This window comes from Nisaea sediminum, assembly GCF_014904705.1.
Lineage (GTDB): Bacteria > Pseudomonadota > Alphaproteobacteria > Thalassobaculales > Thalassobaculaceae > Nisaea > Nisaea sediminum.
Genome location: NZ_JACZCQ010000001.1, coordinates 533,651 through 558,890 on the forward strand (window position 1 = coordinate 533,651; position 25,240 = coordinate 558,890).

The 25,240-nt window shown below is 62.6% G+C and carries 25 protein-coding genes; 10 read left to right on the forward strand and 15 right to left on the reverse strand.

The window, feature by feature from the left end:
* Positions 1-3: 3 nt before the first annotated feature.
* On the forward strand, positions 4-477 hold the full coding sequence (locus IG122_RS02515) for a GNAT family N-acetyltransferase (protein ID WP_193180107.1): 474 nt from the start codon (positions 4-6) through the stop codon (positions 475-477).
* Here the strand turns inward: IG122_RS02515 and IG122_RS02520 are convergent.
* The 3 genes from IG122_RS02520 to motA all read right to left on the reverse strand — a co-directional run bounded on the left by IG122_RS02520 (position 474) and on the right by motA (position 3,226).
* Positions 474-1,202, reverse strand: coding sequence for an arginyltransferase (locus IG122_RS02520; RefSeq protein WP_193180108.1), 729 nt, complete (start codon positions 1,200-1,202; stop codon positions 474-476). The genes IG122_RS02515 and IG122_RS02520 overlap by 4 nt on opposite strands.
* Positions 1,203-1,212: 10 nt before the next feature.
* Complete coding sequence (locus IG122_RS02525; protein ID WP_193180110.1) at positions 1,213-2,283, reverse strand: flagellar motor protein MotB; 1,071 nt, start codon at positions 2,281-2,283, stop codon at positions 1,213-1,215.
* An 82-nt stretch (positions 2,284-2,365) separates the two neighbouring features.
* The gene (gene motA, locus IG122_RS02530) at positions 2,366-3,226 is read right to left on the reverse strand and encodes a flagellar motor stator protein MotA (protein ID WP_193180111.1); all 861 of its coding nucleotides are present in this window, start codon (positions 3,224-3,226) and stop codon (positions 2,366-2,368) included.
* A 203-nt stretch (positions 3,227-3,429) separates the two neighbouring features.
* Here motA and IG122_RS02535 point away from each other — a divergent pair, with 203 nt between their 5' ends.
* Complete coding sequence (locus IG122_RS02535) at positions 3,430-3,906, forward strand: flavin reductase family protein (RefSeq protein ID WP_193180113.1); 477 nt, start codon at positions 3,430-3,432, stop codon at positions 3,904-3,906.
* A 2-nt stretch (positions 3,907-3,908) separates the two neighbouring features.
* On the opposite strand, the gene IG122_RS02540 is transcribed toward IG122_RS02535, so the two are convergent.
* A complete protein-coding gene (locus IG122_RS02540) occupies positions 3,909-5,147 on the reverse strand; it encodes a threonine ammonia-lyase (RefSeq protein WP_193180115.1) in 1,239 nt (412 codons plus the stop codon).
* 198 nt (positions 5,148-5,345) lie between these two features.
* On the opposite strand from IG122_RS02540, the gene IG122_RS02545 reads away from it, so the two are divergent.
* Positions 5,346-5,963 carry an outer membrane protein gene (locus IG122_RS02545; protein ID WP_193180117.1) on the forward strand — a complete coding sequence of 206 codons (618 nt, stop codon included), beginning with the start codon at positions 5,346-5,348 and terminating at the stop codon, positions 5,961-5,963.
* Positions 5,964-5,974: 11 nt separating this feature from the next.
* On the opposite strand, the gene IG122_RS02550 is transcribed toward IG122_RS02545, so the two are convergent.
* The 10 genes from IG122_RS02550 to IG122_RS02595 form a co-directional block, all read right to left on the reverse strand.
* Positions 5,975-8,392 (reverse strand): penicillin acylase family protein, encoded by a 2,418-nt coding sequence (locus IG122_RS02550; RefSeq protein WP_193180119.1) that lies wholly within the window; start codon positions 8,390-8,392, stop codon positions 5,975-5,977.
* Positions 8,393-8,431: 39 nt separating this feature from the next.
* The gene (locus IG122_RS02555) at positions 8,432-9,961 is read right to left on the reverse strand and encodes an aldehyde dehydrogenase family protein (RefSeq protein WP_193180121.1); all 1,530 of its coding nucleotides are present in this window, start codon (positions 9,959-9,961) and stop codon (positions 8,432-8,434) included.
* Positions 9,958-11,112, reverse strand: coding sequence for a CaiB/BaiF CoA transferase family protein (locus IG122_RS02560; protein ID WP_193180123.1), 1,155 nt, complete (start codon positions 11,110-11,112; stop codon positions 9,958-9,960). The genes IG122_RS02555 and IG122_RS02560 overlap by 4 nt, the downstream gene beginning before the upstream one ends.
* A 241-nt stretch (positions 11,113-11,353) precedes the next feature.
* Entirely contained in the window at positions 11,354-12,523 is a 1,170-nt protein-coding gene (locus tag IG122_RS02565; protein ID WP_193180125.1) for a hypothetical protein, read from the reverse strand.
* 104 nt (positions 12,524-12,627) lie between these two features.
* Positions 12,628-12,990 carry a hypothetical protein gene (locus IG122_RS02570; RefSeq protein ID WP_193180127.1) on the reverse strand — a complete coding sequence of 121 codons (363 nt, stop codon included), beginning with the start codon at positions 12,988-12,990 and terminating at the stop codon, positions 12,628-12,630.
* Positions 12,991-13,026: 36 nt separating this feature from the next.
* The gene (locus IG122_RS02575) at positions 13,027-13,617 is read right to left on the reverse strand and encodes a hypothetical protein (RefSeq protein WP_193180129.1); all 591 of its coding nucleotides are present in this window, start codon (positions 13,615-13,617) and stop codon (positions 13,027-13,029) included.
* The gene (locus tag IG122_RS02580; RefSeq protein WP_193180131.1) at positions 13,617-15,416 is read right to left on the reverse strand and encodes a hypothetical protein; all 1,800 of its coding nucleotides are present in this window, start codon (positions 15,414-15,416) and stop codon (positions 13,617-13,619) included. The genes IG122_RS02575 and IG122_RS02580 overlap by 1 nt, the downstream gene beginning before the upstream one ends.
* Positions 15,417-15,642: 226 nt before the next feature.
* Entirely contained in the window at positions 15,643-16,113 is a 471-nt protein-coding gene (locus tag IG122_RS02585; protein ID WP_226893269.1) for a hypothetical protein, read from the reverse strand.
* 33 nt (positions 16,114-16,146) lie between these two features.
* The gene (locus tag IG122_RS02590; RefSeq protein WP_193180133.1) at positions 16,147-16,611 is read right to left on the reverse strand and encodes a GNAT family N-acetyltransferase; all 465 of its coding nucleotides are present in this window, start codon (positions 16,609-16,611) and stop codon (positions 16,147-16,149) included.
* Positions 16,612-16,734: 123 nt separating this feature from the next.
* Positions 16,735-17,187: a GNAT family N-acetyltransferase gene (locus IG122_RS02595; RefSeq protein WP_193180135.1), complete on the reverse strand. Its 453-nt coding sequence runs from the start codon at positions 17,185-17,187 to the stop codon at positions 16,735-16,737.
* Positions 17,188-17,311: 124 nt separating this feature from the next.
* On the opposite strand from IG122_RS02595, the gene IG122_RS02600 reads away from it, so the two are divergent.
* The 3 genes from IG122_RS02600 to IG122_RS02610 all read left to right on the forward strand — a co-directional run bounded on the left by IG122_RS02600 (position 17,312) and on the right by IG122_RS02610 (position 20,097).
* A complete protein-coding gene (locus tag IG122_RS02600; protein ID WP_193180137.1) occupies positions 17,312-18,220 on the forward strand; it encodes an alpha/beta fold hydrolase in 909 nt (302 codons plus the stop codon).
* The gene (locus tag IG122_RS02605) at positions 18,210-19,190 is read left to right on the forward strand and encodes a YheT family hydrolase (protein ID WP_226893270.1); all 981 of its coding nucleotides are present in this window, start codon (positions 18,210-18,212) and stop codon (positions 19,188-19,190) included. Before IG122_RS02600 ends, IG122_RS02605 begins: the two co-directional genes overlap by 11 nt.
* Before the next feature lie 88 nt (positions 19,191-19,278).
* A complete protein-coding gene (locus IG122_RS02610) occupies positions 19,279-20,097 on the forward strand; it encodes a cyclase family protein (RefSeq protein WP_193180138.1) in 819 nt (272 codons plus the stop codon).
* 78 nt (positions 20,098-20,175) lie between these two features.
* Here the strand turns inward: IG122_RS02610 and hemB are convergent, their stop codons facing one another.
* Entirely contained in the window at positions 20,176-21,225 is a 1,050-nt protein-coding gene (hemB, locus tag IG122_RS02615) for a porphobilinogen synthase (RefSeq protein WP_404924065.1), read from the reverse strand.
* Positions 21,226-21,416: 191 nt separating this feature from the next.
* On the opposite strand from hemB, the gene IG122_RS02620 reads away from it, so the two are divergent.
* The 4 genes from IG122_RS02620 to IG122_RS02635 all read left to right on the forward strand — a co-directional run bounded on the left by IG122_RS02620 (position 21,417) and on the right by IG122_RS02635 (position 25,169).
* Positions 21,417-22,568 (forward strand): acyl-CoA dehydrogenase family protein, encoded by a 1,152-nt coding sequence (locus IG122_RS02620; protein WP_193180140.1) that lies wholly within the window; start codon positions 21,417-21,419, stop codon positions 22,566-22,568.
* Positions 22,565-23,632, forward strand: a complete 1,068-nt coding sequence (locus tag IG122_RS02625; RefSeq protein WP_193180142.1) for an enoyl-CoA hydratase/isomerase family protein — start codon at positions 22,565-22,567, stop codon at positions 23,630-23,632. Before IG122_RS02620 ends, IG122_RS02625 begins: the two co-directional genes overlap by 4 nt.
* Positions 23,633-23,685: 53 nt before the next feature.
* The gene (gene mmsB / locus IG122_RS02630; protein ID WP_193180144.1) at positions 23,686-24,567 is read left to right on the forward strand and encodes a 3-hydroxyisobutyrate dehydrogenase; all 882 of its coding nucleotides are present in this window, start codon (positions 23,686-23,688) and stop codon (positions 24,565-24,567) included.
* An 80-nt stretch (positions 24,568-24,647) separates the two neighbouring features.
* A complete protein-coding gene (locus IG122_RS02635; RefSeq protein ID WP_319024796.1) occupies positions 24,648-25,169 on the forward strand; it encodes a MarR family winged helix-turn-helix transcriptional regulator in 522 nt (173 codons plus the stop codon).
* Positions 25,170-25,240 lie beyond the last annotated feature (71 nt).

Here is a 25,240-nt window from a genome sequence, read left to right on the forward strand (position 1 = left end):
GGGATGCCGAAGGTCCGTCCGGCAGTCCCGGGCGACCTGCGGCGCATCGCCGAACTGACTGAACTTTCCTATCGTCCCTGGGCAGAAATACTCGGCTATCCGCCGTTTCCCGTGACGGCGGATCACGCGGAATACGTCTCCGCCGGCCTGACATGGCTTGCGGAGAACGAGGACGGGGCAATTCCGGCACTGATCGAGATGGAACTCGAACCCGGCGCATGGGGCATCTTCAATGTCGCCGTGGACCCGGCTTTCCAGGGACGGGGGCTCGGACACCTGATGCTGGATTTCGCCGAACGCGAGGGAATTTCGAGAGGCTTCGCGGCGATCACACTCTACACGAACCGGAAAATGATCCGGAACATCGAGCTCTATCGCCGCCGCGGCTACGCGATAACGGCTGAGCGGGAAAACCCGAAGCGCCCGGGGCATTTCATCGTCGATATGAAGAAAAAGTTCGCAGGACCTTCGGCCTAGTCGGCTGGCTTCGCCTCGACCCAGCCCTTCGGTGTCAGCAGCTCGTAAGGCCGGTATTTCGTCTTGTAGGCCATCTTGCGGCAGTCCGGGATCCAGTAGCCGAGATAGACATAGTCGAGCCCGCGTTCGGCTGCCCGCTGGATCATATCCAGCACCATGAAGGTGCCGAAGCCGCGCGTCGGATCTGCCGTGTCGAAATAGCTGTAGACGGCGGAGAGACCGTCCGCCTGCTCGTCCACCAGCATGATCGCCAAAAGCTTCTGGGCTTCGTCGCGGTACTCGATCAGATAGGTCTCGATCGGCGAACGCTCGATCATTTCCGCATAATCGGCAAAATCCATCATCGCCATCTCGCCGTCGCCGTGCCGGCCCTGCTGGTAGGCACGGAAGAGGGCATACTGTTCGCGCGTGGCGATGGCCTGGACCGGGCGCGCCGTCAGGTCCGCGTTGCGCTTCAGCAGCTTGCGGAAGGTGCGCGACCAGTGGAAATCGGCTGTTCGGACCCGAACCGGATGGCAGGCGTTGCAGCCGGGGCAGGCCGGTCGGTAAGTCAGGTGCTGGGTGCGGCGGAACCCTGCCTTGGCCAGGGAGTCGTGCGCGTGCTGGCCCCGCCGGCTCGAAATGTCGGCGATCAGGCGTCGCTCCGTCTTGCCCGGCAGGTAGGGGCAGGGCATCGGCAGCGTATGAAAGAACGCCAGCGGGCGGGCTCTGAGATTATTGAACATCGGCTAAAGGTTAGCCTCCGGATCTGACCGGCGGAAGGGCCGAACCGTTATCGGGCAGAATTGTGGGCAGGGTGGTCTCGGTCGGCTGCACGGCCGGCTCCCGCTGTTGCTGGCCTGCCGCGGCGGCACTTGCGGCCTGATCGCTGAAGTCCGTCCTCAGCAGAACGATGCTGATCCGCCGGTTGCTGGGAGCGGTCGGGTCGTTCGGCTCGATCGGATCGGTGTCCGCCATGCCGACGACCTGGGCCACGCGCTCCTGCGGGATGCCGTTGGCGATCAGGGCGCGGCGGCTGGAGAGCGCACGGTCGGCGGAAAGCTCCCAGTTGGTGTAGGTCGCACCCGGCGGGAACGGCCGCGAGTCGGTATGGCCCGAGATCTTGATCTTGTTCGGAAGCTTCGAGATGATCTCGGAAACCTTGGCGAGCAGCTTGCGGGTCTGCTCGAACATATCGGCGCTACCGAGCGGGAAGAGGGCAGTCTTTTCCTGATCGAGCAGCTGGATACGGAGGCCTTCCGGAGACTGGTCGATCTGCAGACCGCCATCCTCGACCATCTTCTTGACCTCGGGGTCTTCCGACTGTTCGATCGCCTGGCGCAGCATCTGTTCGGCCGCCTTGAACTGGGCCGCCTCGCGTTCCTCGAGCAGTTTTTCCAGATCCTCGGCGCTGATCAGGCCCTCGGCGTCGTCGTCGCTGCCAAGGCGGGATTCGATGTTCTCGGGATCGTCGGAGTCGGCATCGAGGCTCTCGGTCCGCTCCGCCTGGGGGCGGGCCACCTGCGGGGTCGAGATCATCGGCGGGGAGGAGGCGGATTTCAGTGCGCCCGGCACGGTGATCGAGGTGCCGCCGAGAACGCCGCCGGAACCGCTTCGCGTCGAACGCGAGATGGCAGTCGGGTCGAAATAGTTGGAAATGCCCATTTTCTGCTCTTCGGTGGTCGCGTTCAGCAACCAGAGAAGCAGGAAGAAGGCCATCATCGCGGTCACGAAGTCGGCATAGGCCACCTTCCAGGCGCCGCCATGGTGTCCGCCATGGCCGCCCTTCTTGACCTTCTTGATGACTATCGTGGCGTGGTTGTCCAAGCTCTCGTATTCCCGATTGGCAGGCGACCGGCATTACGCCAGGCCGCTCTGATTGCGTTCTGCATGCCCATATCGGTCTGTTTTAGACCGGCGGCAAGGCTGCGACAGCCTCCTCGACTTCGAAGAAGGACGGACGGTCCTTGGACATCAGGGTCTTGCGGGCGAATTCGACCGACACGGCCGGGGCATAACCGGAGACGTGGGCAAGCAGCCCCGCCTTGATGCAGCCCATGTATTTCGAGTCGGCATTGAAGGTCTGCCCCATCGTTGCCGCCAGCGGGCTAACGAATCCGTAGGACAGGAGAATACCGAGAAAGGTTCCGACGAGCGCGCCGCCGATGAGCTTGCCGAGCACTTCGGGCGGTTCGGTGATCGAACTCATGGTCTTGATCACACCGAGCACCGCCGCGACGATGCCGAGCGCCGGGAAGCCGTCGCCCATGGTCTGGAACGCTCCCATGACCGCCGCATCCTCAGAGTGGTGGGTCTCCAGTTCCTCGTCGAGCAGGTCGGCAAGTTCGTGCGGGTTGTCGGTACCGAGCGTCATCATCCGCAGATAGTCGCAGAGGAACTCGAGCGCGTGATGGTCGGAGGAAAACTTTGGAAAGGCCTGGAAGAGCGAACTCTCCTCCGGTCTCTCGATATGGGATTCGATCGCGAGCATGCCCTTTGTCTTCGCGAGCTTGAAGATCGCGTACATCAGGCTGAGCAGTTCGAGGTAATCGTCCTTGTTGTATTTAGGGCCTTTGAGCGCGGCACTGAACCCGCGCCCGGCCTGGCCCAGCACATGTTTCGGGTTGGCGACGATGAACGCACCGACACCCGCGCCGCCAATGATGACGAGTTCGAACGGCTGCCAGAGCGGGCCGAGCTTGCCGCCCATGGCCATGTAGCCGCCGATGACGCAGGCGGTGACGACAATCCATCCGATGATCACCAGCATCTGATTCTCCGCGCGGTTACGTTGCCTGAACGTATATCGAGAAACACCAACGCATAATATCTCTCAAATTTCGGTATTTTGTAAACATCAAGGGGTAAACATTTGATTTACGGTACGGATTGCGCAATGTCACCACATGGGAGTCGCGCGGCTACGGGGAACCGCTGGCGCCGCAATGCACAGTACCGGGAACGGGGACCGCAATGTCCATAAGCGCCGAACAGTTCCGCGACGTCATGGGACGATTTGCCAGCGGCGTCACCGTCGTGACTACGGCGGGCGACGGCGGATATGCCGGGTTTACCGCAAGTTCCTTTTCCTCGGTCTCGCTCGATCCACCGCTTGTGCTGGTCTGTCTTGGCCGTGACGCCGCCTGCCACGAAGCGTTCGTCAGCGGTACAGGCTTTGCCGTGAACATCCTTTCGGCGAGCCAGGCGGATCTTTCCGTCCGCTTCAGCTCCGAGGTTGGTGACCGGTTCGAGGGCGTGCCCTACAAGACCTGGGTGACCGGTGCGCCTGTCCTCGATGGTGTGCTTGCCGCGATCGATTGCCGTCTGCGTGCGGTGCATGACGGCGGCGATCACTCGATCCTGGTTGGACGGGTAGAGCGCCTCGGTCCAGTCGCCGCGGACGCCGAGCCGCTGCTCTATTACAGAGGGGCCTACCAGACCCTCGGCTAGAGTCAGAGCGGTGCCTGTTCCATCGCCATGTTGCTCATCACCCGGGTTTTCAACCCGGCGGCATTCAGCGCGGCGACGATTTCCAGCACATGGTCCGGATTGCGGGTCTCGATCAGCACTTCCAGCTCGGCCTTCTTGATCGGCACGTCCTGGAACATGCGCTGATGGTGGACCTCGACGATGTTCGCTTTCGCCTCGCCGATCACGCCGGCGACCCGGGCGAGGGTGCCCGGCTGGTCCGAGATGTCGATGCGCAGTCGGGCAAGGCGGCCGTGGCGTGAGAGGCCGCGCAGCAGAACCGTCGCCAACATCCGCTGATCGATGTTCCCGCCGCAGATGACCGTCCCGACCTTGCGTCCCCGGAAGCGTTCCGGCGCCTTCAAAATGGCCGCGATCCCGGCAGCGCCCGCGCCCTCGGCGACGAGGTTCTGGTGTTCGGCGCAGCCGTTCACCGCACGTTCGATCTCCACCTCGCCGACAAGGATGATATCCTCGACGAGGGCACGGCAGATCTCGGTCGTCAGTTTCCCGGGGGTCTTCACCGCGATGCCCTCGGCCAGGGTCTCGCCGCCGGAGCTCGGCGGCAGGCCGCGCAGGGCCTCGTACATCGAGGGAAACTGTTCCGTCTGCACGCCGACGATCTCGATCCCGGGATTGAAATGCTTGGCCGCGACGGCGATACCGGAGATCAGGCCGCCGCCGCCGATCGGCACCACGAGTGTGTCGAGATCCGGCATGTCGCGCATCAGCTCGAGCCCGGCGGTGCCCTGTCCGGCGATGATGAGGGGATCGTCATAGGGATGGATCAGGATATAGCCGTGTTCGGTAATCAGTTCCTCGACCTTTTCGCGGCTTTCGGCGAGCGTTGCGCCGTACTGCACGACGTTTGCGCCGAAATTGCGGGTCTTTTCCACCTTGGTGAAGGGCGTGGCGGCAGGCATCACGATGGTCGAGCGGATGCCGAGCTGCGTGGCATGATAGGCGACGCCTTGGGCATGGTTGCCGGCCGACATGGCGATGACGCCGCGCGCGCGCTCCGCCTCTGAAAGGCTCGCGAGCTTCACATAGGCGCCGCGGGCCTTGAAGGAGCCGGTGCGCTGCAGGTTCTCCAGTTTCAGCGAGAGGTCGACGCCGAGCGCGTCGCCAAGGGCAGGAGCCGCGATCGCCGGTGTCCGCAGGATTTTTCCTGAAAGGCTTTCCGCCGCTTTTTCAATGTCTTCGAAGGAGACGGGTAGGCCCATGTCGCTGCTCCTGATGGCGTGGCCCCGATCTTGCGTGCCGTTCGGACCACCGAGTCCTATTCACGTGACGCCGATTTGAATTCCCGCATTTGCTAGAGCATGCTAAGAGTCCGAGCAAGCGGGGAGGCGAGATTCAGCGCCGTTCACGGGAGAAGTAAGGGACTCACCGGGAACGCAGTGTTGTTGGAGGGACTAGAAATGTCCTGCCTTGACCGTATTGTGATGCCTGCCGTGTTGAGCCTCGCGATCGGGGTATGGACGACTCCGTCCTTTTCCCAGGGAATGACGCCTGAGGCAGGCAAACAGTCCCAGAGATCCTGGTATTTCCTTGGTGCCGAGACCGACCGCAACGGGCTGGTTGAGACCGATTCCGCATTCGAGTCCAATGCACGGGACCGCCGCGGCCTCGACGAATTCCGGGCCGGCGAGCGCTATACCTTTTCCTTCCGCTATTCGGATCTCGGCGCCCCGACGGGCCAGATAGGCCTCGGGCGTGGTCCTGATCCGTATGGCAATGGCGATGTCCTCTCGATCTATTTTGATCACGCCTTCGATACTCTCGGGGACAGCGGCGTGCGCCCTCACATGATCGCGGGACTGGGATTCGCCTACGGCACCGGGCTCGATCGACAGGACGAGATGTCGCCAGCCCTCGAACTCGGTTTCGGCGCGTCCTATTCGATCAACGAGAACTGGGATTTCTTCACCGAGTATCGCGCCTTTTATACCGGTCATGCGGAGCCACGGCTTCGCTCGCAGGATGACGTTTCCGGTTTCGCGCAGAACTTCATGCTTGGCGCGCGGCTGCGCTTCTGATCCGAGGGTCGCTATTCCGGCCTGAGGATCAGCGTCCGCCCGCCTTGGGACGGCGTTGGTCCCAGCGCGCGATATACGCCGTCCGCCCAGGGCGTTGCCAGATCCTGATAATGCTCCGAAAACGGATTGCCGGATTGCCCGAAGGCGATGCTGAAACCTGAGGCGTCTAGATCCGAGAGATCGTAGACCGCGCGGAAACCGGCGCCGTGGACATGCGGAAAGCTGAAATCCCCGTCCGAGATCCTTTGGCTCGGGCTCCCCCGGTTGACCGAATAGTCGCCGCCGTCCGTCGCCGGACTTGCGCCGAGCAGATCGCGCAGGAGCGGGACGCGGGACCAGAGCAGATGCCGGAACTCGGCGGTATGTGTTTTCCCCCAAAGCCAGCCGGTTTGATCGGCCCCGAACTTCGCCGACAGACGGGCGACGGCCTCCTCCAGACTCTCGCGGAGCGCACTCTCGCAAGGTTCGACCACGTCGGTGCGAATATCGTCGCACCATTCCGGTGCCTCTATCAGGACCGAGGCGAACATGTGCGGGCGCACCCGGCGGTACTCCCCGATCAGGTGCCCAAGCTCGTCGCCGAAGATCTCCCGGTGTAGCAGCGACGTCCAGAGCGTGTAGATCGTCGCCTCGGGGCTGTTGCGATCCATGCGTCCGTCCCAGCTCCGGAGCCGTTCGACCGCTTCGGCGGCGGGCGCACCGAGTGCGGAAGGCTTCAGACGCGGAAGCAGCAGCCCCAGCATCAGCGGCATATCCAGGGATAGCGTGTCCATCTGCAGATCGCGCTGCATGCGCGGGCTGGCTTTCGGTTCCATCGTCTCGATCACGGAACGGATCCGCTCTGCACGGAACGGGGCCTCGAACTCGCGGCCGAGGTCGAGATCCGGGTCCCGCGGCGGGATCCGGTCATTGGCCTGGATAACGAAACCCTCTTCCGGGTTCAGGATCAGCGGCAGGCGGGACCGGTCGATCCAGCCGGCCCAGTCTCCGTCTGTGCCCGTCCCGTCCGCCGGCGTGAAACCGTCGCTTTCCAGCCGCTCCGGGATGCGGCCGGCGAGCATCAGGGCAATGTTCCCGTCCGTATCCGCGAGCGTGACGTTCTGCGCCGGACTGGAAAAATCGGAGAGAATATCCAGTGCGTCCGGAACCGACCTTGCGCTGGAGAGCGCGAGAAAGGCCTCCGCGGTCCTATCGTCGCCGGCGAAAGAGGGAGCGGCGAGGGCGAGGACCGCCTTGTCGTCGGTGCGAGCGGCCGGCGCCCAGATATCGGAGATGACCGGGCCGTGGCGGGTCGCGCGGAAAGTCTCTGTGATCTCCTTCGAGCCGATCCTGAAACGCTCTTCCCGTGTCTCGAAAGAGAGGGGACCGTCCGGCCCGAGATACCGCGCGGGATCGTCGGGGTCGATCTGCTCGATAAAGAGGTCCTGGCTGTCTGCATGCGGCGTCGTGAAGCCCCAGGCGATATGTCCGTTATGGCCGAGGACGAGGAACGGCACGCCGGGAACGGTTCCGCCCGCGCGCACCCCGTCCGGGGTCTCGATGCGGACGAGGTACCAGAGGTTCGGGTTGGTCAGCCGGAGATGCGGGTCGCTTGCGAGCAGCGGTTTGCCGCTTTCGGTCCGTGTGCCGGCGATGGCCCAGGCGTTCGAGGCGCCCTGCGGCGCGAGGGCGTCCGGCAGCGCGGCGGCGAAGCGGGCGGCGCGATCGAGCATGTCCGGGGCGATCAGGCCCTGCTTGATCCCGGTCTCGGGCTCCAGCAATTCGCCCGCCTGCTGGAAGAGAAAAGCGATCTGCTCGGGCCCGAGCCCGGCCTCGGCCATGCTCAGGCGCGTCAGTTCGTCCGGCCAGTTGCTGCCGAGCTGAAACGCCATGAGCTGCTGCCAGACGAGGCTGTCCGCCGGGCGCCAGGGCTCGGGTTCGTGGAAGAGGGCGACGAATTCCGGCGGTAGCGGGCCTTCGCGGGTGGCGAGATAGGCGTTCACCCCGTCCGCATAGCGGTCGAGGGCCACCTTCATTTCTGGCGAGGCGCGCTCGTAGACTGCCTCGGCGCGGCGGTAGAAGGCGAGACCGCGGGTGAAACGGTCGAAGGGAAAGACCTGCTCGCCGAGGGATTCCGAGAGGTTTCCGACGATTTCCGCGAAGCGACCGGCGCCGATGCGCCGCATCGACTCCATTTGCCAGAGCCGGTCCTGGGCATGGGCGAAGCCGAGGGCAAAAAATCCGTCCTCGAGTGAACCTGCACGGATCAGCGGCACGCCGGCATCGTCACGGTGGATCTCGACCGGTCCCGCGAGACCGGAGAGGCGCTTTTCCCCCTCAATCTGCGGCACCGAGCCGCCGAGCCAGACCAGCAGTCCGGCGGCCGCGAAATTGACACCGAGGACCGCGAGGACGAAGCCGACGGCCAGACGTTTACCCCATCCCGGCATCGGCTTCCCCTCGGTCCCGGACGTGGATCGCCGAGGCGATCAGGTCTTGTTGAAGATGATGGTCTTCTTCTTGGTGAAATGCTCCAGCATCGCTTCCAGCGTGGCTTCCTTGCCGATGCCGGACTGCTTGATGCCGCCATAGGAGAGACCCGGCTGCACCACGAGGTTCTGGTTCACCTGCACGAAGCCGGCTTCCAGCTTCTCGGTGAAATTCAGCGCGGCCTTAAGGTCGTTGGTCCAGACCGTCGCGGCCAGGCCGTAGTCGCTGTCGTTTGCGGCGGCCAGCACTTCCTCCTCGTCGGTCCATTTGAGGACACAGGTGACCGGGCCGAAGATCTCCTCGCGGGCGAGCTTGCTGTCGTTGGTCATGCCGAGGAAGACGACCGGACGGACGAAGAGGCCGTCCTTGAATTTCGGATCGGTCGGCATGGCGGAACATTCGACCGCTTCCGCGCCTTTCTCGCCCTTGCCGTGATCGATATAGGCCTTCACCTTGGCGAACTGCTCCGGCGAGATGATGGTGCCGATATCGGTCTTCTCGTCGAGTGGGTCGCCCATCACCATGGCGTCGACCTTCTCGCGCAGCTTGGCGACGAATTCGTCATGCACGTCGGCATGGACGAACATGCGGCTCGCCGCGGTGCAGCTCTGGCCCTGGCGGGTGAAGCGCATGCCGGTCACGGCGCCGCCGATCGCCTTATCGATGTCGGCATCCTTCATGACGATCATCGGGCTCTTGCCGCCGAGCTCCAGCGTCACCGGGATCAGCTTCTCGGCCGCGGTCTTGTAGACGATCTTGCCGGTCTCGACGGAGCCGGTGAAGGTCACCTTACCGACCTTCGGATGGGCGACCAGCGGGGCGCCGCATTCCGGGCCGAAGCCGGAGAGCATGTTGAAGCAGCCGGCCGGCAGCACCGAGGCGAGGATCTGGCAGACGCGCAGCACGGTCAGCGGCGCTTCCTCGGCGGACTTCACCACCACCGTATTGCCCGCGACCAGAGCTGGGGCGATCTTCAACGCCATCAGCAGCAGCGGCACGTTCCACGGAATGATCGCACCGACCACGCCGATCGGCTCGCGCACGGTGATGGTGAGCATGTCCGGATGGTGCGGGACGGTCTCACCCTTCAGTTCGGAGGCGAGGCCGGCATGGAAAAGGAAGGCGTCGGCGAGGATCGAGGCCTCGACGCGGCTTTCCGTGCGCAGCGCCTTGCCGGTCTCGAGCGCGATCAGGCGTCCGAGTTCCTCGACATGGTCCATCAGGACCTCGCCGCATTTGTGGATCAGCGCACCGCGGTCGCGGGCGCGCATCTTGCCCCAGCTCTTCTGCGCGGCGGCGGCATTCTCGACAGCCGCGTTCACGTCCTCGGCGTCGCCCTCGGCGCCGTAGCCGATGACGGTGCCGGTCGCCGGATCGATGACCTCGAAGCTCTTTCCGGATTGCGCCGGGACCAGCTTGCCGCCGATCAAGTGGCGGCCCGATAGCGCCTTCGCCAGCGCGTAGGGATCGGTGTTCGGAGTCAGCGGCGGTTCGCTCGAGAAATCGAGCTCGTTGCGCATCAGGTTCATAGTCCCAGCTCCTTCAGAATGCGTTCGCGGTCCTGATCCAGGTTCGGCGCGGGCACGCGGGTGTTCGGGTCGTCGAATGCAGTCAGCTTGATCGGGTTGCCGACGATCTTCATCGGCCCGGTGACCGGGTCCTCGACATCGACGATCATGTTGCGGGCGGCCGCCTGCGGATGTTCCGCCGCCTGGCCGACATTGTTGATCGGGCCATTCGGCACGCCGGCATCGTCCAGGATCTTGCCCCAATGGGCTGTCGTGTTGGTACCGAGGATCGCCTCGATCTCGACCTTCAGATAGGCCTGATGCTGCGCCCGGAGATCGTTCGTCGTGTAACGGTCGTCGGTCTTCCAGCCGGGCTTGCCGAGGGCGTCCGCCATCTTGTGGAACAGGCCGTCATTGCCGGCGGCGATGATGATGTAGCCGTCCTCGGTCTCGAAAGCCTCGAAGGGCGTGATCGAGGGATGCCGGGCGCCGAGCGGTCCCGGCGCGGTGCCGGAGACGAAATAGCGCATGATGGCGTTCTCCAGCAGCGCGAGCTGGCAGTCGAACATCGAGATGTCGACCTTCGTCGCCTCGCCGGTGGCGCCGCGGTGGACCAGGGCGGACATGGCGCCGATCGCGGCATAGAGGCCGGAGCCGATATCGCCGATCGAGGTGCCGATGCGGGTCGGCGGCGCGCCCTCGTGGCCGGTGATGCTCATGATGCCGCCCATGCCCTGCACGACCATGTCATAGGCCGGGCGGTACATGTCCGGGCCGGAATGGCCGAAGCCGGAGGCGGAGACATAGATCAGCTTCGGGAACTTCTCGTGCAGCCGCTCCCAGCCGAAGCCGAGCTTCTCCATGGTGCCGGGCCGGAAGTTCTCGACGATGATGTCGGCCTTCTCCAGCAGCTTGTCGAGGATCGCCTTGTCGCCCTCGTCCTTCAGGTTCAGCGCGATGCTTTCCTTGCCCCGGTTGACGGACTGGAAATAGGCCGACTTGCCGTTGATGAAGGGGCCGTAATGGCGCGCGTCGTCGCCGGTCTCCGGCGTCTCCACCTTGATCACCCGGGCGCCGAGCTCGGCCATCATCATCGTGCAATAGGGTCCCGCGAGGATCCGCGAGAGATCGACCACCGTCACCCCGGAAAGGGGACCTCCTGACGCTGCCATGCGCTTTTTCCTTGTCGTTCGTCTGCCTTTTTCAGGGGCCGCCTTTGTAAAATATGGATCGACACGGAGCAAGGAGCGCCGCATTGCGAATTAAGCACCATTGAAGTTTCGCATTTGCCGCCCGTGCGGCCTTTGGCTTTGACCCAGCGTATCTTGAATTGGGACCTGGATGTTCTCGGGAACCGTATCCCGAGTCCGTCATGGGCCGGAATCCTGTCTCTCCTATGTTTCGCAGCAGTCGCTAGAACGGCAATGTCGAGCCGATTGTGCTCATGAACGCCGGCACGGCGGTCGGCGCGAGCAAGGCCGTCACCTGGGCGAACTGAGCACTCGCGGAGATCGTCAGTTTGTTTTCTTTCAGGACCTCTTCCTGCTTCGAGGTACTGTCGTCCGGATACATGGTGCGCACCAGTTTCCATGCCCGTTTTCGCAGGATGAGGACATTCGGAACCAAGACGACGATCAAGACCATCGAGAAAACGACCCCATATCCCAGCGACAATTCGCCGATACGACCTGTCATCGCTTCGGTGACGTTGGAGCTCGCTGCGCTGATCGGATTGACGCCGCCGATACCTCCGACGAACTTTTTTTGCTCGGATAGCAAGTAAGTGGGCCAGCTGAGCAAAGCTTTATAGTGATAGGTTGCGACGCCCAGTAGGATCGATGCCAGATAGACTGCGACCCGAACGCGCTCGAAAGAACGAACAAGGTACTGGATATAGATTGTTCGCTCGGGACTCAGCTCGCTAGCCGCGTTCTCGTCGGTCAAGTCGATCTTGCCCGCGTCGAATGCTGATTTCCTCCCTGGATGATCCAAGAGCGTTGCAGCCGCTGCCATGATCAAGGTCAAGAGCGCGATCCAGACGAGCAATCCGGCCCATTCCAGCTTCGTTCCAATGTCGGGCAAGGACTGTTCGTAGGGCTTCAGGACCTGTTCTTTCAACGTAGGAAGATTTAGGTGCAAGATCGTCGATATATTCGATGTAATGTTGAAAGCGATGAGCCCACTGACTGCCGTTAGTATGGCCGCGAAGCACAGATGCGCTGTTGCCTCGCGGAGGAACCGACGTGCGCCATTGCCCGTCATGTCTTCGACGGCGACCACGATCACCCAAATCGCGCCGAACATTGCGACCACGCTGACGACGAGCAACAATACATACGCGGTGAACCATTTCGCCTTTCCTGCCGATTGTCGCGCGGCACCGATGGTTCGCCATTCGGCCAATTCCAATTTTTTGCTGGCGGGCATCTCCTCCTTTTTGGCTCTGGTGATTCTGACGAGGTCGGCGTGTGTTGCCGCGAGCGAACCCTCCAAGGTGATCGGAGCGCCTTCGTTTCCACAGGGCTCGCTGCCGGGGCAGGAAAAAGGAGCAGGCCCGAAAGCGCTGGCGATCGAGACGGCCATCACTATGATCAGGGCCGCGAACAGGGGTGGCAACTGACAGCGCCAATTCCCGTCGGGTTTCGTCGATTGGGACATCGTGTGAATTCGACCGCCGGTCGCGCGGGTCAGGCGGCGGCTAGCGGGCCATTCCCGACGGTCATTTCGGCGATCTCGATCGATGTCGACAGAATAACTTGAGCGGTCGCGTTCTGTGCGTTCAGTTGGACCAGATTCCGGACCGCTTCCCGGATATCCTTGACATGCTGGTCGGTCGGGGGCGTGAAGGCCTCGCCTTCGGAGATTTGGCGCTGACGTATATCGATTTGTTCCATCCGTAGAAGAATATCCTGGCGCTCGGTTTGCGTAGAGGCTTTTTCCAATGCGATCTGGAGGCTTTGCAGCTTGCGGCCGAGGGCGTGGAACGCTTTGTACATTTCGGGAAGGCTGGCGATCTCGTCGTCGGTCAGGAAACCCTGGTCATCGGGCATTTGTCTTCTCCGTCGTCAGGGCGATAAGGGGTAACGTTATTTCTCACTTGTACTCTTGGGTGCCACCGGTGCCGGCGAGACCTCGGACTTGGCCTCCTGAAGCGCTTTGACATCGTCCGCGACATCCTTGGCGAATTTGCCGAAAAACTTCAGAGTCTCCCGGCCGCTGCGGCCTTCGCGCACCTTCAGATATTGTTTGAGAATCTCATCGTAGGGAGCGGCATCGACCTTCAACTTCGCGAACGTCTTGCCAGGCTCGCCTAAACCGGTGGCCGCCGGCTTCTGTCCGAACGGATCGTCGCGGAGCCTATCGTCACCTTGTTTATGAATGTCCATTGTCTTCAGGCCCGTATCGCGATCGCCTCCGGTGAGCGCCCAATTCCGCCGCAACCGAACCTCGTTCTCACGCAGTGTTTGCGCGGTTCCCTCGAGACTTCTGAGCGTGTCTTCGGAGTCATCGCGCATCGCGTTCCGCGATGTGACGAAGGTTCCAAGCTCCGACTTAATGGACGTCACTTCTTTGATCCCCGTATCCAGTGCAGCGTTCACCTCAACAGGTGTCTCGCAAGCCGAGAGGCCGAGAAGCAAGGCGACGGACGTGATCATCTTTTTTGCAGAATATCGCATCAGTCATTCACTCCATAGGCGGTCACGATCAGGCCGACAGCCTGAACGAGGCGGGCGATATCGGCGGTTTTGATGCCCGATTCTCCGTAAACCTTGAGCTGCGAGACAATCGGCCTGAGCAAGTCGACCCGCGCGGCAAAGGCGGCGCCGTCAAGTTCGAGGTTGCGTTCGCGAACGATCTGCAGTTCGCGATAGCGCGACAATTGATCCGGCAGACGCCCGACGTCCCAGGACTCTTTCAGTTCGGTCAAGCCATAGACTGCATTGCGTGCCGACGTGGAATTCGGGCTCTTGGTAACCAAGGCATCGTAATTGCCGGCTTCTTCGGGGATCTTGGCCAATAATTCCTTCGCCCGTTTGAGGTGGACGACTTCACGCACCAAGGCGTCGCGGCGCAAATTGTAGAGTGCAAGAAGCTTCTTCAGCGCGGTTTCGCTGAACTTCGCCGTATCCGCCTTGAATTGCTGATAAGCGTAGGAAACCAGCGCGATATCCGCATTCGACGCCGGGTCACTCTCGGCGGCGATCTCCTGGATTTTCATAACCGCGCGGAAAACGGTGAGCAGAATCTTGGCGTTCTTGTCGTCCGGAGTTTTCGACGGATCCGCGATCGCCTCGAAAAGCTCCAACGCCGTTCCGCTCCGGAACTCGCTAATTGCGGTCTTGAACGCGTCGTCCTTGATGGCGGCGAACTCCAATACGCCATCGAGTCCTTTCCTCGCGTCGTTCAGAGTGCCGGTATCGATGCCGGCTTTCTCGGCCAATTTTTCAAGCGTGGGAAGTGCCAGATCAGGCTTTTCACACTTTGGCGCCTTTGATTCTTCTTTTTCTTTGTCGGCTTCTTCTTTGTCGGTTTCGGCTTTCTTCTCTTCGGGCAACGGCTTGCCCTCAAGGAAATCCATGAAAGCGGCAATCAGCGATTGTGCATTTGCAATCTCCGTCTCGAGACCGGAGCTTGTCTCCGCCGCCTTCAGCAAGCACTCGTAATGCGCCTTTCTCTTCTTAAGCTCGTCGGCAGCGGCCTTGGCGATCCCGCTCTGCACTTTCAGGAGAGTCTTTGTTGATTCGATCCTGGCGTTAGCTTCAGAGATATCGCCACTCTTAACCGTATCCAGATTGCTGACTTCGGCCAGCGCCTCCCATTCCTCTTTCGCCTTTTTCAGGGAAGGGCAGTACGATCGGAGAAGGATGATAGCGCCATTCGCTTCCGCTTTTTTCGACTCTGGAACCTTGCTCATGTCCGGATTGTCGAGAGACTTGCAAATGTCCTTTCCCTGTCCGCCGGCTCTCAAAAAATTAGCCGCCATGAGATTGACTTGGCTCTGAGCCGTGAACAGCCTGCGTTCGGCGTTGACTATTTGCCGACGGAAATCGGCGGCGGAAAGCACCTTGAGGTTGTCGAACGTGGCGGCCGATCCGACCAACTGCTCAGATCGGCTCGCAATGTAAGTTCCCATTAAGTCCCAGGATAACAGGGATTGTTTGCCGGGTTCCTCGAAACCGGCGATCCATTCCATGAGGACGGCGTCCCGGGCCGCCAGAACTCTCTCGACGACGACTTTGTCCGTCTTGGATTTCAGCTCGGCGAGGAATGCCCTCTCCGTGTCCAGGATGGTTTTCGTGTCTATCTTGCCGAACGCTTCAGCAGCGGCGGTTGTTTGCTTTTCCCGCGCCGGATCATGCAAGTGCGGACTGGCGCAACCGGCCAGAAGACTCGTGACGAGGACCAGGCGAAGGCTTGAGAGAACAATGCGGCATCGGCTGCTGCGTGCACAGACTGCCTGTGTGTGAGTTCCCATAGTAGTTCCCCCCAGCCGCATGCCCGGTTTGATCCAACTCGACCGACCATTCCAGATTGTTATCTTGTGGTGATCGTAGGGAGGAGATCAACAAAAAATAGAAATAATTTAAATGTTATACATTCTTTGGGGGTGGGAGATCGCAGCCGGCGTCCTAGATTTCCTCGCTCTCAAGAGGACGGGTGCTCCCGCGGGATAGGGCGGATCGGAGTGCCGAGAAAGTGGATCATCCCCAATAACGGCCGGTCGCGCCGACGAGGACGGTGATCCAGCCGAGCCAGAGATTGGTGAAGACGATCATGCGGATGCGGTTCAGCCGGCCTCCGGCCGCCGGGAAGTCCCCGGCGTCGACCGCCTTGCGGAACTTGCTCCATTCGGCGAACCAGAGATGGCCGAAGAGGCCCATCATCAGGAAGCCGGTCAGGTTCATGATGTGGACATGGATGCCGACCCCCGAGAAGCCGCCATATTCCATGAACACCATCCAGTAGCCGCTGCCGAGCAGCAGCACGATCTCGACGATGACGATGCGGAAGAAGCGGGCGAAGACCGCGCGCCAGAGCCTCAGCCGGTCCGGCGCCTGTTCCAGCGTGCCCATCGACGGGCGGAGGACGGAATAGGCGAAGAACATGCCGCCGACCCAGATCACCGCCGAGACGATGTGGATGGCAAGCGCGATAATCATCGTATAGGGCATCGGTCTCTCTCCCGTTCGGTTGAGTTCGGCGGATCAGCTCTTCGGCGTGTCGCGCTGGTAGAGGATGAAGGGCGTCTTGGTCGCGATCCGGTCATAGGCGGAACGGCCGCGATAGTTGAACTCCTGGGTCAGCCAGCGGACCATCGGCCAGCCGTTCTTCTGCGCCATCTCGTCCATCGCCGCGAACAGGGCCTCGAACACGCCCTTGCCGCGCGCCTCGGGATCGACGAAGAGATCGTCGAGGAAGCCGCATTCGGCGCCGGAGAGCGGGCGCGGCATGGCGCGGATATGGGCGAGGCCGATCGGTTTTCCGTCCGAATCCTCCGCGACCAGGCAGTTCAATACATGCGCCGGATCGTGCAGCCAGCCCCAGACCCGGTCCGCGATCTCATCGGTCATCGGCACCTTGTAGAAGGCGGCATAGCCGTCGTAGAGGCGGCGCCAGTCCTGCCTGTGCCGCTCCGCCACCGGAACCACCCGGACGTCGCTCTTAGCCATGTTTTAGCTCTCCTGCTTTGCGTGACGCCGGACATTAACAGCCTAGACGGGCCGGGCAAGATGTCCCTCGCTCACTCTCAGGAAGGAGCGTTCCGTGACACCTTGCGGTATCCGCAGCAGCATTCAGGCCATGTCACGCTTGTAAAGGACGAAGGGCATCTTGTCGGCGACCCGGTCGTAGGCCGAGCGTCCGCGGTAATTGGCTTCCCGGGTCTGCCACCGCACGCTTTGCCAGCCTTTTTCCTCGGCAATCTTGTCCATGGCCGCGAAGAGCGCCTCGAAGACGCCTTGACCGCGCGCTTCCGGGGCGACGAAGATATCGTCAAGAAAGCCGCATTCCGAGCCCGAGAGGGGGCGCGGCATCGCGCGCACATGGGCAAGGCCGATCGCCCGGCCGCTTCCATCCACAGCGATCAGGCCGAGCAAAACATGCGCCGGGTCCATCAGCCAGCCCCAGACCGCTTCAGCGGTATCGTCGGTCACCGGCAGCTTGCAGGCGTCGCCGTAGCCGTCAAAAAGCCGGCGCCAGTCGGCCTTGTGCCGCTCCTCGACGTGAACAACCTGCACCTTTGCCATGTTAGCTCTCCCACTTCACGCGATGGCGGACCTTAGCAGTATGGAAAGGGGGGGCAAGGGGCTGCGTACTTGACGCGGCTGGGCCGCTCGGGATGATGGCGCGAGGCATTTGAAAGGCGTTTCAATGAGACCGGACCAGGGCAGCTTTCCCTTCAAGGACGATCACGGGACGATCTGGCTCGCCTTCACCGACTGGGGCAGGCGCCAGTTGCCGCGCACCCTGATCTGCGCCCACGGCCTGACCCGCCAGGGCCGGGATTTCGACGCCTTTGCGCGAATCGTCAGCCGGGATATCCGCTGCATCGAGATCGACGTCGCTGGGCGCGGGCGGAGCGGCTGGCTCGCCAACAAGGACGGTTACAATTTCGAGACCTATCTGCGCCATGCCGACGGGCTGCTGAACTATCGCGGCCTGACCGAGGTCGAATGGCTCGGGACCTCGATGGGCGGCATCATCGGCATGCTTCTGGCGGCGCGCGAGGACGGGCCGATCAAGCGGCTGATCCTGAACGATGTCGGCCCGTTCATTCCGAAGGCAGCGCTGGAGCGGATCGGCGAATACGTGAAGGATCCGCCGGTCTTCGAGAATCTCAACGCGGCTGCGGCGTATCTGCGAGAGACCCTCGCCGGGTTCGGCGAACTCTCGGATGCGGACTGGTCGGAAATGACCCAGCACAGCGTCGTGCGCGAGCCGGACGGGACCTACCGGATGCACTACGATCCGGCGATCGGAAACGCCTTCGACGGGCCGATCGAGGATGTCGATCTCTGGGCGATCTACGATGCCATCAAATGCCCGACCCTGGTCCTGCGCGGCGGGGACTCGGATCTGCTGACGCGGGAGACCGCCGAGGAGATGACGGAGCGGGGTCCCAAGGCGGACCTGATCGAATTCGAGGGCTGCGGCCATGCGCCGGCGCTGATGGACGAGGCGCAGATCGCCGCCGTGCACGAATGGCTGATGCAGTTCGAGCCGGTGGAGGACGAGGACGAAGTCGAAGACGGGGAGGGCGACGCGCCCGATGCTTCCTGACAATCCGGCCTATCCGCCTTTCCGGGCGGCAATGCCTTGGGTCGGCGCGCATTTGCAAACCCTGAGGAGCTTCCTTGTCGGCGGGACGCCCCGGATCGGTTCGGCCCGCTCGGAACGGCTCACCTTCCCGATGGAAGACGGCAGCGGCGATAAACTGAGCGCGGTTCTCGAGCGTCCCTCGTCGCCGCTCGAAGGCGCCCCGCTCGTGGTCGTCATTCACGGCCTGACCGGCTGCGAGGACAGTTTCCATGTCCGCGACGCGGCGCGCTATTTCGTCTCTGCCGGGCTCCGCGTCCTACGCCTTAACCTGCGCGGTGCGGGACCGACGCGGGCGGATTGCACGCGCTCCTATCATGCCGGGCGCACCGCGGATCTCGATGCGGTCCTGGCGCAGCTCCAGGCGACCGGCGTGGCCCAGCGCTTCGTGCTCTACGGCGTCTCGCTCGGCGGCAACATGATGCTGAAATATCTGGGCGAACGGACGCGGCCGCAGGTCGCGGCGGCGATCTCGGTTTCGGCGCCGATCGATCTCGCCCGGACCTCCGAGCGTTTCATCCAGCCGCGCAACCGGCTCTATCACAACTGGCTGCTGAAGAGCATGAAGCAGGAGGCGCTGGCGACGCCGGGGCTCTCGGCAAGCGAACAGGCGGCAGTCCGGACCGCGCGCACCACGGTCGAGTTCGACGAGCGGCATATCGCCGCCCGCAACGGCTTCGACGGCGCGCGGGACTATTACGCGAAAAGCTCGGCGAAGGGATTCCTGAGGGGGATCTCGGTGCCGACGCTGGTCATCCACGCGCTGAACGATCCCTGGATCCCTGGCGGGATCTATCTCGACTTTGACTGGGCGGCCAACCCGCGCCTGACCCCGCTGCTGCCGCTCGACGGCGGCCATGTCGGCTTCCACGATGGCGGCAGCTGGCATCTCAGGATGGCGGAGCGGTTTCTCGAAGAAACCGGCGTGCTCTAGAATCCGCCGCTGACGCACTTTCGCTGCATTGCAGCAAAACCGCCGCCGTGATTAGAGTTAATTCCGCAAAAAATAAAAGGAGGCTTCCATGTGCGATATCTGTGTGATGAACGCTGTGAAGGAGAAGATGCTGTCCCGCCGGGCGCTCTTCAAATCCGCCGCGATGGCGAGCGTCGCCGCGGTGGCGGGAGCGACGGTCTCGGCGCCTCCGGCGATGGCCAAGGGGCACAATCGTGTCGAGGACATGACCCACACGCTGCACCGTGACTTTCCGACTTATTTTGGCGCGCCGCAGTTTTCGATGGAGCAGAAATTCAACTACGCGGAGCACAAGTTCAACCTGTTCGAATACACGGTGAATGAGCACACCGGCACCCATATCGACGCGCCGCTGCACTTCTCGGCGGACGGCACCTCGGTGGACGAAATTCCGGTCTCCAACCTCGTCGCGCCCCTTTGTGTGATCGACATCGCGGCGCGCGCGGCGGACAACCCGGACGCTCAGGTCACGCCGGACGACATTCGCGACTGGAAGGCGAAACATGGCGACATTCCGGAAAATGCCTGCGTCGCGATGCATTCCGGCTGGGGTGGGAAGGTGAATACTGATGCCTTCCGTGGTTTCGACGGAAAGGCGCAGCACTATCCGGGCTTCCATGTCGAGGCGGTGAAGCTGCTGATGGAGGAGACCGGAGCAAGCTCGATCGCCGTGGACACGCTCTCTCTAGACTACGGCATGTCCGGCGATTTCGCGACCCACTATGCCTGGCTTCCGACCGGCCGGTTCGGCATCGAATGCATCGCCAACCTGGACAAGGTTCCGGCGTCGGGAGCGACACTTGTCGTGGGCGCCCCGAAGCATAAGGGTGGCACCGGCGGCCCCGCGCGCATCTTTGCCATGGTGTGATGGCTGCAGCTGATTACATAGAAAGGCCCGCGCCGGATGACCGGTGCGGGCCTTTTGTTTTCCGGGTCCGGAGGTGGGCTATCCGGCCTTCAGCCGCTTCGCGACCTCGACGGCGAAATAGGTCAGGACCCCGTCGGCGCCGGCGCGTTTGAATCCGAGCAGGCTTTCCATCATGGCGCGGTCGCGGTCGATCCAGCCGTTGAGGCCGGCGGCCGAGATCATCGCGTATTCGCCGCTCACCTGGTAGGCGTAGGTCGGCATGGCGAAGGTGTCCTTCGCGCGGCGTACGATGTCGAGATAGGGCATGCCCGGCTTCACCATGACCATGTCGGCGCCTTCGGCGATGTCCAGCGCCAGTTCGCGGATCGCCTCGTCGCTGTTCGCCGGGTCCATCTGGTAGGTCGACTTGCTCGCCTTGCCGAGCGTGCCGGAAGAGCCGACCGCGTCGCGGAACGGGCCGTAGAAGGCGGAGGCGTATTTCGCCGAATAGGCCATGATCTGCACGTTCTGGAAGCCGTTCTCGTCGAGCGCCCGGCGGATCGCGCCGATACGGCCGTCCATCATGTCGGACGGCGCGATGATGTCGCAGCCGGCGCGGGCCTGGGCCAGCGCTTGGCGGACCAGGATCTCGACGCTCTCGTCGTTCAGGATGCGGTCGTCCTCGAGCACTCCGTCATGGCCGTGGCTGGTATAGGGATCGAGCGCGACGTCGCACATCACGCCGATATCCGGCACGTCCTTCTTGATCGCGCGCACGGCCTCGCAGACGAGATTGTCGTCGCGCTCGGAATAGCTGCCGGTCGCGTCCTTAAGCTCCGGTTCCGTGAAGGGAAAGAGCGCGACGGCCGGAATCCCGAGGTCGCGCGCCTCGGCCACCACCTCCGCGATTCGGTCGACGGAATGGCGCATCACGCCCGGCATGGAGGCGACCGGCTCCTCGAGGCCGTGGCCGACCCGTACGAAGACCGGCCAGATCAGATCGTCGATCGACAGGCGGTTCTCGGCGACGAGGCGGCGCGACCATTCGGTTTGCCGGTTGCGGCGCATGCGGATGGTCGGGAAACCCGGTGCCGTGCTCTTGCTGCTCTGCTCTGCGGCGGCATGCGGGGCGGTTCCGTTGAGGGGCATTGATATCGGCCTTATTCTTGTCACCAGCGGGCGATTCTCTCGCACCCGATGTTAGAGCGGAGCCGGTCCGGTGAAAAGACACCGCTTGTCGCAGCCGGGGCGCGGGCATTGAACGCGACAATTTGCGCCCCTATGATCCGCCGCCCGTGAGGCAAGCTCGACAAAAAACAAACGGGCGAGGGAGACGAGGGATGGATTTTCAGCTCAACGAGGAACAGCGCGCGATCCAGGATATGGCCCGCGCCTTCACCGCAGAGCATTTCACGCCCAACGCCGCGCGCTGGGACGAGGAGGAAATCTTCCCGGTCGAGGAGATCCGCAAGGCGGCGGAACTCGGTCTGGCCGGGATCTATGTCGGCGAGGAACATGGCGGCTCCGGCCTGACCCGGCTCGACGCCGCGATCATCTTCGAGGAGTTGTCGGCGGGCTGCCCCTCCACGGCGGCCTATATCTCGATCCACAACATGGTTTCCTGGATGGTGGACCGCTTCGGCTCCGACGAGGTGCGGGCGCGTTTCCTGCCGAAGCTGACGACCATGGAGGCGATGGCGAGCTATTGCCTGACCGAGCCGGGCGCGGGTTCCGACGCGGCCTCGCTCAAGACCAAGGCGGTTCCGGAGGGTAACAGCACCTTCCGGATGAGCGGTGCCAAGGCCTTCATCTCCGGCGGCCCGACGAGCGACGTCTATGCCGTTATGGCACGCACCGGCGGCGAGGGGGCGGGCGGCGTCTCCTGTCTCCTGGTCGAGAAGGGCACGGACGGTCTCTCCTTCGGCAAGAAGGAGCGCAAGATGGGCTGGCACAGCCAGCATACCTCGATGGTGAATTTCGAGGACTGCCCGGTGCCGCGGGACAATCTCGTCGGCAATGAGGGCGACGGTTTCAAGATCGCCATGGCGGGGCTCGACGGCGGGCGCATTAATATCGCCGCCTGTTCTCTCGGCGGCGCTCGCGCGGCGCTGGAGGCGGCGCTGTCCTATGCAGGGGACAGGGCGCAATTCGGCAAGAAGCTGAACGAGTTTCAGGCGATCCAGTTCAAGCTCGCCGACATGGCGACCGAACTCGACGCGGCGCGGCTGATGGTGCACCGGGCGGCGGACAGCCTCGACCGGAAGGATCCCCAGGCGACCAAGCATTGCGCCATGGCGAAACGCTTCGCGACGGATATCTGTTCGAAGATCTGCAACGAGGCGCTGCAGATCCACGGCGGATACGGCTATCTTGGCGACTTCCCGCTCGAAAGACTGGTGCGCGATCTCCGCGTTCATCAGATTCTCGAGGGCACGAACGAAATCATGCGCGTGATCATCGCGCGCAAACTCCTTGCGGATTGGACGGAATGACTGACGACGTACGGTTTGATGTCCGGGGCGGCTTCGGCTGGATCACCCTGGACCGGCAGCGTGCCCTGAATGCCCTCACGCTCGACGTGATCCGGGGCATGCAGAAGCATCTCGACGGCTGGGCCGAGAATCCCAAGGTCGGCGCCTTCCTGGTCGAAGGCGCTGGCGAGAAGGCGTTCTGCGCCGGCGGCGACGTGGTGGCTGTGCGCCGATCGCGGATCGAGGACGGCGAGGGCAATGCGCCGACGCAGTTCATGCTCGACTTCTTCGGTGAGGAGTACCGCCTCAACCGCACCATCTCCGAGGTCCCGAAACCCTATGTCGCGCTGATGGACGGGGTGACGATGGGCGGCGGTGTCGGCATCTCGGTTCATGGCGATTTCCGTGTCGTCACCGACCGCACGCTCTTCGCAATGCCGGAGACCGGGATCGGACTCTTCCCCGATGTCGGCGGCGGCTGGTTCCTGCCGCGCTGCCCGGGCGAGACCGGCACCTATCTGGCGCTCACCGGCGTTCCCGTAAAGGCTGCGGACTGCCTCTATGTCGGCGCGGCAACTCACTACGTGCCGAGCGAAAAGATCGATGCGCTGCGCGACGCCCTGGGGGATCTGCCGTCCGGAGAGAATCTCTCGGACGCGATTTCAGCGGTGCTGGGGAATTTCTCCGAACCCGCCGGCGATGCGCCGCTGGCGGTACATCGCGAGCTGATCGATTCCTGCTTCCGGCATGACAGCGTCGAAGAGATCCTGGAGGCGCTCAGGGCCGAGGGCAGCGAATTCGCGTTGAAGACGGCGGAATTGCTCGAATTGCGTTCACCGACCAGCCTGAAGATGACCCTGGAGCTGATGCGCCGCGGGGCGCGCTGCGCCAGCCTTGCCGAGGACCTCGAAACCGAGTTCGCTCTGGTGCAGAGTTTCCTGACCGGTGAGGATTTCTTCGAAGGCGTTCGGGCCCTTCTGGTCGACAAGGACCGTTCGCCGAAATGGTCGCCGGCGAGCTTGGCTGAAGTGACCGACGAAACGGTCGAGGCCTATTTCTCGCGAGATGGCAAAGCGGGACTCTGAAGCCCGCAATCCAGAAAAGCGAACGAACACGTTAGGGACAGGGAGCAGGAAACATGACGACAATCGCCTTCATCGGCCTCGGTAATATGGGGCTTCCCATGGCCAAGAACCTGATCGGCGCGGGCCATCAGGTCCGCGGCTTCGATCTTTCCGCCGAAAGTCTGGAAAAGCTTGAAGCGGCGGGTGGCACGCCCGCATCCAGCGCGGCCGATGCGGTTTCAGGCGCGGAAGTCGTCGTCACCATGCTCCCGGCGGGCAAGCATGTCCGGGCGGTCTATGACGAGAGCGTCTTTCCGAGCGCCGCGGCCGGGACGCTTTTCATCGATTGCTCGACCATCGACGTCGATACAGCCCGCGCGGTGGCGGCGGATGCGGCCGCCAAGGGGTTCGCCATGCTCGACGCCCCGGTCTCCGGCGGCACCGGCGGGGCGGAGGCGGGAACTCTGACTTTCATGGTCGGAGGTGACGATTCGGCCTTCGCACGGGCCCGCCCGCTACTCGATGTGATGGGGGCGACTGTGGTGCATGCGGGTTCCAGCGGCAGCGGTCAGGCGGCGAAGATCTGCAACAACATGGTGCTTGGGATTTCGATGATCGCGGTCTCCGAAGCCTTCGCGCTCGCCGACAAGTTGGGGCTCGACCGCCAGAAGCTCTTCGACATCAGTTCGAAGTCTTCGGGCCAGTGCTGGGCGATGACCAGTTACTGCCCGGTGCCCGGCCCGGTTCCGACTTCTCCTGCCAACCGTGACTACCTTCCGGGCTTCACCGCGGCGATGATGCTGAAGGATCTCGACCTCGCGCAACAGGCAGCCGATTCGGCCAAAGCCACAACCCCGATGGGGACAAAGGCCGCCGAATTCTATGCCGCCTTTGTTGACGAAGGCCACGGCGCCCTTGATTTCTCTGCGGTCTTCAAGAAACTGCGCGGCAATTAGGTTGCGTATTTGACGTATTTAACGTTACAAGAATGGCGCTATTGTTGCGAATTCTAATCTAATTCGGAGTTTGAATGCCTATGCTTGGCATGACGGCACCGAAACAAACCGCGGCGGACCCGTCTGTGATTAAGAACGAGTATCTCGAAGCGATCAAACTCATCGAACGGCTTCATCGTCAATTTCTTGAAGTCGTGAAAATGGAACTCGACCGTAAAGGGATCGAGGACATTAACAACATTCAGGCTTTGATCCTCTTTAATATCGGTAGTGAGGAATTGACCGTCGGAGAACTGACGAACCGCGGGTATTACCTCGGCTCGAACGTTTCCTACAATGTTCGCAAGATGGTCGAGAACGGCTATCTGGTGCAGGAACGCTCGGCGCATGACCGCCGGTCGATCCGCGTGAAGCTCTCCGACAAGGGGCTTGAGCTTTGCGGCTTCGTTTCCGACATGTTCGACCGCCACGCGGCGGCGCTTGGCGAAGCGGGCGGCAGCCCTGACCGGCTGACCGAGTCGAGCCAGACCTATCGGGAACTCGAGCGCTTTTGGATGGGGCTGCTCAACTTCGGAATTCGCGGCGGTATTCCGCCGGTTTGAGCCAATCCGGCCGGTTCCGATCCTGAAGACATGGTGAGTGCGCGGCCGGCTTTCCGGCCGCGTTTTCGTTT

Coding starts and splice junctions, on each gene's coding strand:
- IG122_RS02560 (WP_193180123.1), bottom strand. CDS start 11,112: ATGGCAGCGTCAGGAGGTCCCCTTTCCGGGGTGACGGTGGTCGATCTC.
- hemB (WP_404924065.1), bottom strand. CDS start 21,225: ATGCCCCTCAACGGAACCGCCCCGCATGCCGCCGCAGAGCAGAGCAGC.
- IG122_RS02585 (WP_226893269.1), bottom strand. CDS start 16,113: ATGCCCTATACGATGATTATCGCGCTTGCCATCCACATCGTCTCGGCG.
- IG122_RS02595 (WP_193180135.1), bottom strand. CDS start 17,187: ATGGCAAAGGTGCAGGTTGTTCACGTCGAGGAGCGGCACAAGGCCGAC.
- IG122_RS02540 (WP_193180115.1), bottom strand. CDS start 5,147: ATGGGCCTACCCGTCTCCTTCGAAGACATTGAAAAAGCGGCGGAAAGC.
- IG122_RS02555 (WP_193180121.1), bottom strand. CDS start 9,961: ATGAACCTGATGCGCAACGAGCTCGATTTCTCGAGCGAACCGCCGCTG.
- motA (WP_193180111.1), bottom strand. CDS start 3,226: ATGCTGGTGATCATCGGATGGATTGTCGTCACCGCCTGCGTCATCGGC.
- IG122_RS02625 (WP_193180142.1), top strand. CDS start 22,565: ATGACTGACGACGTACGGTTTGATGTCCGGGGCGGCTTCGGCTGGATC.
- IG122_RS02545 (WP_193180117.1), top strand. CDS start 5,346: ATGTCCTGCCTTGACCGTATTGTGATGCCTGCCGTGTTGAGCCTCGCG.
- IG122_RS02610 (WP_193180138.1), top strand. CDS start 19,279: ATGTGCGATATCTGTGTGATGAACGCTGTGAAGGAGAAGATGCTGTCC.
- IG122_RS02565 (WP_193180125.1), bottom strand. CDS start 12,523: ATGGCCGTCTCGATCGCCAGCGCTTTCGGGCCTGCTCCTTTTTCCTGC.
- IG122_RS02550 (WP_193180119.1), bottom strand. CDS start 8,392: ATGCCGGGATGGGGTAAACGTCTGGCCGTCGGCTTCGTCCTCGCGGTC.
- IG122_RS02580 (WP_193180131.1), bottom strand. CDS start 15,416: ATGGGAACTCACACACAGGCAGTCTGTGCACGCAGCAGCCGATGCCGC.
- IG122_RS02520 (WP_193180108.1), bottom strand. CDS start 1,202: ATGTTCAATAATCTCAGAGCCCGCCCGCTGGCGTTCTTTCATACGCTG.
- mmsB (WP_193180144.1), top strand. CDS start 23,686: ATGACGACAATCGCCTTCATCGGCCTCGGTAATATGGGGCTTCCCATG.
- IG122_RS02570 (WP_193180127.1), bottom strand. CDS start 12,990: ATGCCCGATGACCAGGGTTTCCTGACCGACGACGAGATCGCCAGCCTT.
- IG122_RS02605 (WP_226893270.1), top strand. CDS start 18,210: ATGCTTCCTGACAATCCGGCCTATCCGCCTTTCCGGGCGGCAATGCCT.
- IG122_RS02600 (WP_193180137.1), top strand. CDS start 17,312: ATGAGACCGGACCAGGGCAGCTTTCCCTTCAAGGACGATCACGGGACG.
- IG122_RS02635 (WP_319024796.1), top strand. CDS start 24,648: ATGCTTGGCATGACGGCACCGAAACAAACCGCGGCGGACCCGTCTGTG.
- IG122_RS02575 (WP_193180129.1), bottom strand. CDS start 13,617: ATGCGATATTCTGCAAAAAAGATGATCACGTCCGTCGCCTTGCTTCTC.
- IG122_RS02515 (WP_193180107.1), top strand. CDS start 4: ATGCCGAAGGTCCGTCCGGCAGTCCCGGGCGACCTGCGGCGCATCGCC.
- IG122_RS02590 (WP_193180133.1), bottom strand. CDS start 16,611: ATGGCTAAGAGCGACGTCCGGGTGGTTCCGGTGGCGGAGCGGCACAGG.
- IG122_RS02535 (WP_193180113.1), top strand. CDS start 3,430: ATGTCCATAAGCGCCGAACAGTTCCGCGACGTCATGGGACGATTTGCC.
- IG122_RS02620 (WP_193180140.1), top strand. CDS start 21,417: ATGGATTTTCAGCTCAACGAGGAACAGCGCGCGATCCAGGATATGGCC.